Here is a 10341-nt window from a genome sequence, read left to right as displayed (position 1 = left end):
CTCGATGGATGGCCGGGGCCGCTGGATCGACAACCGGATGATCGAGCGGCTCTGGCGATCCCTCAAATACGAATGCGTCTACTTGAACGCCTTCGAAACAGGTTCCGAAGCCCGGGACGGGATCGGTGACTGGATCAGCTACTACAACAAAAGACGCCCGCACTCATCACATGGGATCATGACGCCGGACGAGGCCTATGACAGGCAATCTCCGGACCTGAAGGTTGCCGCCTGAAATGAAACCAATGCTATAGCTTAGCACGGCGGCAAACTGGTCGAATTTCAAGGACCACCTCTGGTTGTGGTTAAGATCCGGGGCAGGAAACACTGGCTCTGGCGCGCCGCAGATCAGGAAGGTTTTGTGCTGGACGTCCTCGTTCAGAGCCGGCGGGACAAGAAGGCCGCCAAGCGTCTTCTCGGTAAGCTTCTGAAAAGCATGGCCTTCCCCGCGTCATGATCACCGACAAGCTGCGCTCCTGTCCGGCGGCGAAGAAGGAGATCACGCCGGGTGTCGAGCACCGATCCCATAAAGGCCTTAACATTCGTGGTGAGAATTCTCACCAACCAGTGCGACGAAGGGAGCGGGTCATGAAGGGTTTCAAGTCGCCGAGACATCTGCAGCGCTTCGTCTCGATCCACGACCCGATTGCGAATCTGTTCCAGTTGCCCCGCCATGAAATGACCTCCGCAGAGTTCCGGGATCTCCGTCAAGCCGCGCTGAACCTGTGGTGGACCATCGCGGGCGTCGAGCTCGCTTGATCGGCAAGATCAGCCGATACTTACTCCGCTGAAGTTAACTTTACGGAGCCAGTTGGACACATATCTGACCGGGGAGCGCGCCGACCCGCCGCCCAATCGGCGCAACGGCACCACCCGAAAGACCGTGACCACCGACAGTGGCGAGGTCGTTTTGGACATCTCCCGGTTGTCGCGTGAAGCGGTCAGTCCAGTGGGCGGCATTGTTGTGGAACTCTGACCTGAGGCATGATCGCCGCTTACCCCGATTATGTCATGCAACACGCTCGATTGGAGACCAATCGCCCGTCGGCAGGTCGCCTGATTTCATGGCGACCTACCGTTGAAGTCTACGCCACCGATTTAAGCCGCCGCGAAGAAGCCACAACCGTTTGCTGCAAGGCGGACAGTTCCAGCACCACATTCTGCGCCCTCGCCGAACAGCGGTTCTCCATGCGGTAACACGACGTCAATCGGGTCAGGAGACAGGTTGAACACGCAGAGTACCCCGGCCGCGCGGGTGAAGGCGAGCACCGGTTCGGGCACGTCGAGGAAAGCGATATCGCCGTCGCGGAACTCGGGGTGCGCCCGGCGGAAGGCCAGCATTTTCTGGTAGAACTGCATGACGGACCCTTCGCCCTGTGCAGAGACAGCGCGTTCCCATTGCGGCGCCTTAACCGGCAGCCAGGGCGTGCCGGTGGTAAACCCACCATTGGGGGCTTGTGCGTCCCAGACCATCGGCGTCCGCGCGCCATCGCGGCCCTTGTTTTCGGGCCAGAAGTTCAGGCCCTGGGGGTCGGTCAACTCGTCGTAATTCAGGTCGGTTTCCAGCTGACCCAGCTCTTCGCCCTGATAGATGCAGACGGACCCCTTTAGGGAGAGGAGCATCGCGGCGGAGAGCTTGGCGAGGCTGTCCGAGTCCTTGCCGTGGTCTTTCCAGCGCGAAACATGGCGCATCACATCGTGGTTGGAGAAGGACCAGCAGGGCCAGCCTTCGGGTGCGCCCTTGAAGAATTCCTCGACCCGGCTGCGGAAATGCGCTGGCGTGAAGTGGACGTCCAGCATGTCGAACGAGTACGCCATGTGCAGCCGGTTCTCCGATGTGTACTGGCCCATGATTTCGATGCCGTGATAGGTTTCCCCCACCTCGCCGATCAGGGTCCGGTCGTCGTATTCATCGAGCAGCGCACGCATCTTCTGGAGGAAGACCAAGTTCTCTGGCTGGTTCTTCGAGAACAGGTGATACAGCCTGTGATAAAGGTTCCACTCCTCGGCCGCGTCTGACCGGGGATTGGCCGCATCGTCGCGCAGCAACTGGTCGTGGAAGTAGAAGTTCACGGTGTCGAGGCGGAATCCATCGACGCCGCGCTCGAGCCAGAAGCGCATGGTTCCCAGCAGCCAGTCCTGCACGTCGGGATTATGGAAATTGAAGTCCGGCTGCTCTTTCAGAAAGTTATGCAGATAGTACTGCTTGCGCCGAGCCTCCCATTCCCAGGCGATGCCACCGAAGTTTGCCTTCCAGTTATTTGGCGCGCTGCCATCGGGCTTGGGGTCGGCCCAGACATACCAGTCCGCCTTGGCGTTGTCGCGGGACTTGCGGCTCTCTTGAAAAAACGGGTGCCGGTCTGAGCTGTGCGACAGCACCTGATCTATGATCACCTTCAGGCCAAGTTCATGGGCCCGGGTGACCATGTCGTCGAAATCGTCCAGCGTACCGAACTGCGGATCGATGTTGGTATAATCTTCCACATCATAGCCCATGTCCAACATGGGCGAGGTGAAGATCGGGCTGAGCCAGATCGCATCGACACCGAGCGCCGCGATATAAGGTAAGCGCTCGGTGATGCCCTTCAGGTCACCAATGCCGTCGCCGTTGCTATCCTGATAAGAGCGTGGATAGATCTGATACGTGACGGATCCGCGCCACCAGTCATTGTTCGCCATAACAACCTCCTCCAATAGGGTTGAGTCGACTTCCGAAACGATACGGTTGACGCGGACGGTTGCCGGAAACGCTTCGGGTTGGCAAGCTCCGTTTAAAATTTGTTGCAGAAAAGGTTGGATAACGTGACTACTCTCAAGGATCTCAGCCGTCATCTGAAGTTGTCGGTGACACAGGTCAGCCGCGCACTAAACGACCATGATGATGTCAGTCAGGCCACTAAGGAACGGGTCCAAAAAGCGGCGAAGCTACTGAATTATAGGGTTAATATGTCGGCAAAGCGGTTGGTAACCGGGCGTTCCGGCATTGTCGGCCTGGTCGTTGAGCAAGATGGAGACGTTCTGGAGCCACAACTATTTACCCAGGTGATCTGGGGCCTCAGCCATGCATTTTCCGAACGGGGGCGCCAGTTCATCCTGCACGCCACCGGCGCCGGGGGCGATGTGCTCCGCGAGTACGAATCGCTGATCGACAGCGCCGGAATCGACGGATTTGTCATTACTGAGCCAACACTCAACGACCGCCGCATCGCTTACCTGATCAACCGGAAGGTGCCCTTCGTCGTCCATGGCCGCGTCCCTGATCACACGGACTATGCCTTCTATGACATCGACAACTTTGCCGTCGGGCACGACCTGACGCGGTATCTGATTGATCGCGGTCATCAGCGCATCGCCTTTCTCAACGGACCTGCCAACCGGACTTATGTCGAGGCGCGGCGGGAGGGTTATGTGGCCGCGCTGACCGGGGCAGGCCTGGCGCTCGATCAGACTCTGCACATCACTGGCGATATGGCTGCGACCGCCGGCCTCGTTTCCTGTATCAGGCTGTTTGATAAAGACAATGTGTCACCCACTGCCATCGTTTGCAGCAACATTACCTTGGCCGAAGGCGCATATGCAGGCCTCAAGGCGCTCGGTCTGGCGGTGCCGGATGATGTGTCTGTGGTCGCCCATGACGATTTGCTCCCGGGGCATGCAGCCACCAGTTTCACCCCCCCGCTGACCACCACGATGGTGCCCTTGTCCAAGGGCTGGCCTCCCATTGCGGACCTTCTGTCCCGGGAAATCGACGGAGCTCCGCTGGAGCAGGTGCAAATGGTCGAGTCAATGGATTTGATTGAACGCGGCTCAGTAAGAACGCTCTAAACTCGCCCTTAAAGAGAACCCTTGATCGTAGGAAATGTTCGCGCTAAAGAACCGAAACGTTTCGGTTTTAAGGCCAGGCCGAACGGGGCTTAGCCGCCAGCAACAACAGCGGCACAGAAAGGGAGCGAGGACACATGAACAAGACACCGATTCGGGCACTGACAACGGTTGCCACCATCGCGATGGTGGCAGGGACCGCTCATGCCGCCGAAATCACCTATGTCTCGGGGGCGGTCGGCAATGCCATCGAGGAATTCCGGGAAATCGTAAAGCCATGGGAAGAGGCCACCGGCCACACCGTGACCATGGTGCCGATGCCTGCTTCGACCACCGACCAGTTCGGCCAGTACCGCCTCTGGCTGGCGGCGGGCAATGGCGATATTGACCTCTACCAGACCGACGTGATCTGGGCGCCGCAGCTCGCCGATCACTTCGTCGATCTGACCAGAGCCGCGGCGGACGTCGTCCCGCAGCACTTCCCGTCAATCGTCGAATCGCAAACCGTCGATGGCAAGCTGGTGGCCCTGCCGCTCTGGACAGATGCTCCGGCGCTGTATTTCCGCAAGGATCTGCTGGAAAAGCACGGCCAGCCGGTGCCGACGACCTGGGAGCAGCTGACCGAGGTCGCCCAGATCGTTCAGGACGCCGAGCGCGCCGAAGGCAATTCCGAGATCTGGGGCTATGTCTGGCAGGGCAACTCCTATGAAGGCCTGACTTGCGATGCGCTGGAATGGGTGAAGTCCTCCGGCGGTGGTCAGATCATCGAACCCGATGGCACGATATCGATCAACAACCCCAAGGCCGCCGCCGCGATCGAGCTGGCTGCAAGCTGGCCCGGAACCATCTCCCCCGAAGGCGTGGTCTCCTATATGGAAGAGGAGTCGCGCGGTGTCTGGCAGACCGGCAACGCAGTCTTTATGCGCAACTGGCCTTATGCCTACAATCTCGGCAACAGCGAAGACAGCGCCGTCAAGGGGCTGTTCGAAGTAACGACCCTGCCCACCGGTCAGGGGCATGACACCTCGGCAGCGACGCTGGGTGGCTGGAATGTCGGCGTGTCGAAATACGGCGACAATATCGAGATCGCGACCGATCTCGCCCTGTATCTCGCCAGTGCCGAAGCGCAGAAGACGCGTGCTCTACTCGGGGCGGCTCTGCCGACCATCGTCAGCCTCTATGACGATACCGAGATCGCCGAGGCGCAGCCGATCATCCCGCGCTGGAAAGATGTCTTCCTGCAGGCCGTGCCGCGCCCGTCAGCGCCGACCCGTGGCGATTATAACGAGGTCTCGACACTGTTCTTCGGCGCCGTGCACTCGGTCCTGCTGGGGGACTCAACGGCCGAGGAGGCGTTGGCCGATCTCGAACTGGATCTCGAAGACGTTCTCGACAAGTAAGTCCCACGACGAGCCTCTCCGGGCGGCACGCTGTCGCCCGGGTATCCCTGATTTGCCCTGCGGGTTCCGCCCGCAAGCGTCACAGGAGTTCCTATGGCACAGTCCTTCACGGGTCGCGAGCGGAGCCTGCAACAGCAGCGTGTCCGGGCCGCTTATACATTCCTTGCCCCAATGCTGATCATGCTGGCCGTGGTCGCCGCCTGGCCTCTGCTGCGCTCGATTGGCTTTTCTTTTACCGATGCGACCGCTGATACGATTTTCAACGGTGAGTCAAAATGGGTCGGCTTCGAAAATTATCTTGAACGGCGGGTCCGGTCCAATGGCGAGGTCCGCTGGCGCGGCGTGCTGGTCGACCCTGACTGGTGGAACGCCGTCTGGAATACAGTGCGCTTCTCGGCCGTGTCGGTGGCGCTGGAAGCCACGCTGGGCCTCCTGGTTGCGCTGGTTCTCAACGCCGAATTCAAGGGTCGTGGGCTGGTGCGCGCCGCCATTCTGATCCCTTGGGCGATCCCCACGGTGGTGTCGGCCCGGATGTGGGGCTGGATGCTGAATGACCAGTTTGGTGTCATCAACCACATGATGATGAGCGTCGGGCTGATCGATGCGCCCATCGCCTGGACGGCGCAGGCCGATACCGCGATGCTGGCGGTGCTGATCGTTGATGTCTGGAAGACGACCCCCTTCATGGCGCTGCTCATGCTCGCCGGTCTGCAGATGATCCCCCGCGACATGTACGAAGCCGCAAAGATCGACGGCATCCACCCGATCCGCGTCTTCTTCAAGGTGACGCTGCCGTTGCTGAAACCGGCGATCCTGGTGGCGGTGATCTTCCGGGCGCTGGATGCGCTGCGGATCTTCGACCTGATCTACTTGCTGACACCGCAATCGGATGCAACCGTGACCATGTCCGTGCTCAGCTACCGAGAATTGCAGCAGTTCGGCGATTACGGCGAAGGCTCCGCCATGTCGACGCTGCTTTTCCTCATCATCACTGGCTTCGTGCTGCTCTACATCAAGCTCGGCCGGGTTGACCTGACAGGGAGCAAAAGCTGATGGAACGCTATGTCTTCAAGACCACACTGTTCTACATGGCAGTCGTGCTGATCGTGATAGTTGCGGTCTACCCCTTCTATTACGCCATTCTCACCAGTTTCGAGACCGGCACGGCGATCTTCAACCCCAATGTGCTGCCCGAGGCCTTTTCGCTCGCCAACTATCAAGCCGTGTTGTCCAAGGGCGCCTTCATCCGCTCGGTCGGCAACTCCCTGTTGATCGCCGGCGTCACGGTGGCCTTTGCGCTCCTGATGGCGGTGACGGCTTCCTATGCGCTGGCCCGGGTCCGCTTCAGGGGCAGGGGGCTGTTGCTGATGACCATCCTTGCGGTGTCGATGTTTCCGCAGATTGCGGTGCTCTCGGGCCTCTATGAACTGGTCAACCTGTTCGGCCTCTACAATTCGCCCTTCGCCCTGATCCTGTCCTATACAATCTTTACCCTGCCATTCACCGTCTGGGTGCTGACCACCTTCATGCGGGATCTGCCGGTGGAGATCGAAGAGGCGGCGATCGTTGATGGCGCCACTCCCTGGGTCATCATTACAAGGGTCTTTCTCCCTCTCTTGTGGCCCGCGATGGTCACCACCGGACTTCTGGCCTTCATCGGCGCGTGGAACGAATTCCTCTTCGCGCTGACCTTCACGATTTCCGAAACCCAGCGCACCGTCCCGGTGGCCATCGCGCTGTTGTCGGGCGCAAGCCAGCAGGAAATCCCGTGGGGAACCATCATGGCGGCCTCGGTTCTTGTGACCGTCCCCCTGATCGTCCTCGTTCTTATCTTCCAACGCAAGATCGTGGCGGGCCTGACCGCTGGCGGCGTCAAGGGCTGACAGGAGGCTGACATGGCACGTATCGAACTCAAAAACGTTCGCAAATCCTATGGCGCGGTGGAGGTGATCAAGGGCATCGACCTCGACATCCGCAAAGGCGAATTCATGGTCTTTGTCGGGCCCTCGGGCTGCGGAAAATCCACCCTGTTGCGGCTTATCTCCGGTCTTGAGGAGATCACCGATGGCGATCTGCTCTTCGACAATGAACGGGTGAACAACGTCGTCCCGTCGAAACGCGGTATCGCGATGGTGTTCCAGAGCTATGCTCTCTACCCGCATATGAAGGTCTACGACAACATGGCCTTCGGCATGCAATTATCGAAATCCAACCCAAAAGAGATCGAGGCCCGCGTCCGCAAGGCTGCAGAAATGCTTCAGATCGACCACCTCCTCGATCGCCTGCCAAAGCAGCTCTCCGGCGGTCAGCGTCAGCGCGTCGCCATCGGTCGGGCCATCGTGCGCGATCCGCGGGTGTTTCTCTTCGACGAACCGCTGTCGAATCTCGACGCGGCCCTGCGGGTCGATACGCGACTGGAAATCGCCAGACTGAACCATGACATGGAGGACGTCACGATGATCTACGTCACCCATGATCAGGTCGAGGCGATGACCCTCGCAGACCGCATCTGTGTGCTGCGCGACGGCAAGGTCGAACAGGTGGGCACCCCCGCCGAGCTCTATGAAAGCCCCAACAGCGTCTTCGTCGCCGGGTTCATCGGGTCACCCAAGATGAATTTCCTCAAAGGCAGCTTCGCCGCGGCGTTCGACTGCACCACCCTGGGCATCCGCCCCGAGCACATCTCCGTCGTTGACGAGGCCCGTGGCATCTGGCGGGGCAAAGTGATCCACGGCGAGAACCTCGGCTCGGATTATTTCCTCTTCGTCGAGATCGGCGCGGAAGCTCCCCTCGTCGTCCGCCGCGATGGCAAGGAGGGATTGCCCGTTGGTGCCGAGATCGCTTTGGCACCGGAGATCCCGAATCTTCACCGGTTCGGACCGGACGACAGACCCGTCTGACACCCCGAATCCTCTCTTCCCTGACCCGAAGATCTCTCGATTAATCTATGAATGGCCGAGGGATCTTCGCGGAAAAATAGGGGCACAAAAATTTGTAAATAACTGGGTTGGCCCTTCGAAATTTAAGCAGCTTGATATATTATTAGGGCAATAATATTCCCGTATTTGATTTGCAACTGAGGCGAGGTTGGTAACTCAAGTTCGAAATCTTTCATTGTGTCGAAAGAAGAGAAATTTATCAACTTCAAAACTTCTGGAATTATGTTTGAAAACTGCGCCCTTTACTCCCGTGTCAATTATTTTGACTGTAGGCGTACAAATCAATCAGGCCCTGCAGCCGACCTGACTCGAGCACCCGCGTTCACATCCAGCGCGCAGGCCGCCATTTTCTCAAGTATCGCGTATAGCTCTCGTTTATCGGCCGGCCCGTTGAGCTATTCAAAAAGTTCGTCCATTCTCAGCGCTTTGACTATTCTAACTATAATTGGATAAGAACTACAACTATGCCGGTAAAACGGAAAGTTTTTTAGTAATGTTGCAAAACTATCAAATTTTGCGACTTACAGAAAAATTAGGGGAGTACTTTTTTGAAATAACGCCAGCAGATGTTAAAGTCTGCTGGCGCTACCATTGGCGCCTAATCGAAACCATCAAGTCTAACAACTCAGCAACCAAAGATCTGTTGAAGGAGGAGAAAAACCCACACTTTTCGAAACACTAATAACGCATCCACTCCACATGACATGCGTTCTTATCTGCTTCAACCGGATGGACAATCTTGATCCACCGGACGGGTCTTTCTTTGTCCTCTCCAGACAAGGAGAATATATGTCCAAAACTCTTCTGATTTCAACCGCGATCGTTGCAGCTTCTGCGCTCCATGCAACCGCCGAGGTCGAATTGCGCCCCTCCGCTTCGTTCGGGATCAAATCGACGGATGCGGGCCACAGCTGGAACGCGGATGCTGTTCTGGGGATTAACGTCTCGGCCAGTACAACTGCAGATGACGGCACCGAGGTTGAGGCCGCCTTTACCATTGAAACCGGCAATCTTGCCGACTCGGACGGCAACGGAACCACGGGCTCCGTGGTTGATCCCAACATCCACATTCGAGGCGATTGGGGCGAAGTCTACGTCATCGAAAACGGCGATGACGAGGCGGTTTTCGGCTTCACGACCGGCTTGAACTCGACCAGCTTCAAGCTTGAACATAACTGGGACACTGATGTCTCTACACTTGGTCTCTATCAGAATTTCGACCAGTTCAGGGTCGGTCTGGAAGCGAACACCGATGAAGAATACAGTGTCAAACTGAGCTACGATAACAGCATCGTTAATGCCAGCGCGAAGGTCGACCAGAACTCGGTCTTCACCGTGACTGGCGGCGTGATGCAGGATAATTTCTCGTTCGGCGCCGAGTACAACACGCTCGACGAGTGGAGCTTGAATGCCTCCTACAATTCCGGTCTGCACTCGATCAAACTCGTCTACGAGCATGACGAAGATTACCTCATTGAAGCCCGGTATGGTCTCAACGACAAGCTCTCTCTGTACGCCGATGCCAAGGTTGAGGATCAGAAAGATGCAGAAATCGCATTGGGGGTGAAGCTCAGCTTCTGACCCCAACGGGCGCAGTTCCCTCATGAAAAAGATTCGGACGGCTTGTTGCGCCCGGGCCGTGCCGGATCATCTTGCGTCGGATCCCAGAATCGGATCCGGCGGACCATGTTGGGTTCTGTCGGTATTGCCAACTTGTCGAGATCGATCCGCCATTGGCCTGAATGGGAGCGTGTTGCATGAATTCGCCCCATAGCGTAGCGGGCGGTCAGAGGTGGTCGCGGGATTTCGGACCGGGTGCTAATCTGTAGTGTCTGAGGAAGAACGCACAGAAATGACGAAACGGAAACGCAATTCTGCAGAGTTCAAGGCGAAGGTGGCTTTGGAAGCCATCCGCGAGGAGCTGACGACGGCCGAGCTGGCCAAGAAGTATGACAGCCACCCTACCATGATCAGCGGCTGGAAACGGACCGCGATTGAGAACATGGCACAGGCCTTCACCGGCCAGGCGACCGCGGAGCCGACGATATCGGCGGCAGAGGTCGGAAAGCTGCACGCCAAAATCGGGCAGCTGGTCGTGGAACGGGATTTTTTGTTGGAAGCCTCCAGTCTCATCCCCGGCACTGGAGGCAAAAAGCGGTGAAGAAAGACCATCCCGATCT

9 protein-coding genes and 2 pseudogenes are annotated in these 10341 nt (G+C 58.0%); 10 read left to right on the top strand and 1 reads right to left on the bottom strand.

All coding sequences use genetic code 11. From position 1 onward, the window contains the following. From FEV53_RS18425 to FEV53_RS21030, 3 genes and pseudogenes are all read left to right on the top strand, one after another. A partial coding sequence (locus FEV53_RS18425) for an integrase core domain-containing protein (RefSeq protein ID WP_142834892.1) occupies positions 1-235 on the top strand: 235 nt, incomplete at its 5' end. Positions 236-298: 63 nt separating this feature from the next. Continuing rightward, a pseudogene (locus FEV53_RS18420) lies at positions 299-759 on the top strand (IS6 family transposase); the annotation flags it as partial. 52 nt (positions 760-811) lie between these two features. Beyond that, complete coding sequence (locus FEV53_RS21030) at positions 812-976, top strand: hypothetical protein (RefSeq protein ID WP_185962315.1); 165 nt, start codon at positions 812-814, stop codon at positions 974-976. Positions 977-1098: 122 nt separating this feature from the next. Here the strand turns inward: FEV53_RS21030 and FEV53_RS18415 are convergent, their stop codons facing one another. After that, positions 1099-2679 (bottom strand): alpha-amylase family glycosyl hydrolase, encoded by a 1581-nt coding sequence (locus tag FEV53_RS18415; protein ID WP_142836182.1) that lies wholly within the window; start codon positions 2677-2679, stop codon positions 1099-1101. Between the two features lie 123 nt (positions 2680-2802). On the opposite strand from FEV53_RS18415, the gene FEV53_RS18410 reads away from it, so the two are divergent. From FEV53_RS18410 to FEV53_RS18380, 7 genes and pseudogenes are all read left to right on the top strand, one after another. After that, positions 2803-3825, top strand: a complete 1023-nt coding sequence (locus FEV53_RS18410; RefSeq protein ID WP_221931670.1) for a LacI family DNA-binding transcriptional regulator — start codon at positions 2803-2805, stop codon at positions 3823-3825. A gap of 134 nt (positions 3826-3959) precedes the next feature. Beyond that, the gene (locus tag FEV53_RS18405) at positions 3960-5222 is read left to right on the top strand and encodes an ABC transporter substrate-binding protein (RefSeq protein WP_142836180.1); all 1263 of its coding nucleotides are present in this window, start codon (positions 3960-3962) and stop codon (positions 5220-5222) included. A gap of 93 nt (positions 5223-5315) precedes the next feature. Then, positions 5316-6275 carry a carbohydrate ABC transporter permease gene (locus FEV53_RS18400; protein ID WP_142836179.1) on the top strand — a complete coding sequence of 320 codons (960 nt, stop codon included), beginning with the start codon at positions 5316-5318 and terminating at the stop codon, positions 6273-6275. Beyond that, positions 6275-7105: a carbohydrate ABC transporter permease gene (locus FEV53_RS18395; RefSeq protein WP_142836178.1), complete on the top strand. Its 831-nt coding sequence runs from the start codon at positions 6275-6277 to the stop codon at positions 7103-7105. Before FEV53_RS18400 ends, FEV53_RS18395 begins: the two co-directional genes overlap by 1 nt. 12 nt (positions 7106-7117) lie before the next feature. Then, positions 7118-8122: an ABC transporter ATP-binding protein gene (locus FEV53_RS18390; protein WP_142836177.1), complete on the top strand. Its 1005-nt coding sequence runs from the start codon at positions 7118-7120 to the stop codon at positions 8120-8122. A gap of 828 nt (positions 8123-8950) precedes the next feature. Next, the gene (locus FEV53_RS18385) at positions 8951-9742 is read left to right on the top strand and encodes a porin (RefSeq protein WP_142836176.1); all 792 of its coding nucleotides are present in this window, start codon (positions 8951-8953) and stop codon (positions 9740-9742) included. Positions 9743-10013: 271 nt separating this feature from the next. Next, positions 10014-10271, top strand: a pseudogene (locus tag FEV53_RS18380) (transposase); the annotation flags it as partial. Positions 10272-10341: the final 70 nt, after the last annotated feature.

Source organism: Palleronia caenipelagi, from assembly GCF_007004065.1.
In the GTDB taxonomy this organism is placed as follows: Bacteria; Pseudomonadota; Alphaproteobacteria; order Rhodobacterales; family Rhodobacteraceae; genus Palleronia; species Palleronia caenipelagi.
The sequence above is the reverse complement of the archived record's forward strand: the minus strand, read 5'-3'. Positions and strand labels throughout refer to the sequence as shown.

Excerpts from the sequence above, each read along its gene's own strand:
- FEV53_RS18415 (WP_142836182.1), bottom strand. The coding sequence starts at position 2,679 with ATGGCGAACAATGACTGGTGGCGCGGATCCGTCACGTATCAGATCTAT.
- FEV53_RS18405 (WP_142836180.1), top strand. The coding sequence starts at position 3,960 with ATGAACAAGACACCGATTCGGGCACTGACAACGGTTGCCACCATCGCG.
- FEV53_RS18400 (WP_142836179.1), top strand. The coding sequence starts at position 5,316 with ATGGCACAGTCCTTCACGGGTCGCGAGCGGAGCCTGCAACAGCAGCGT.
- FEV53_RS18395 (WP_142836178.1), top strand. The coding sequence starts at position 6,275 with ATGGAACGCTATGTCTTCAAGACCACACTGTTCTACATGGCAGTCGTG.
- FEV53_RS18390 (WP_142836177.1), top strand. The coding sequence starts at position 7,118 with ATGGCACGTATCGAACTCAAAAACGTTCGCAAATCCTATGGCGCGGTG.
- FEV53_RS18385 (WP_142836176.1), top strand. The coding sequence starts at position 8,951 with ATGTCCAAAACTCTTCTGATTTCAACCGCGATCGTTGCAGCTTCTGCG.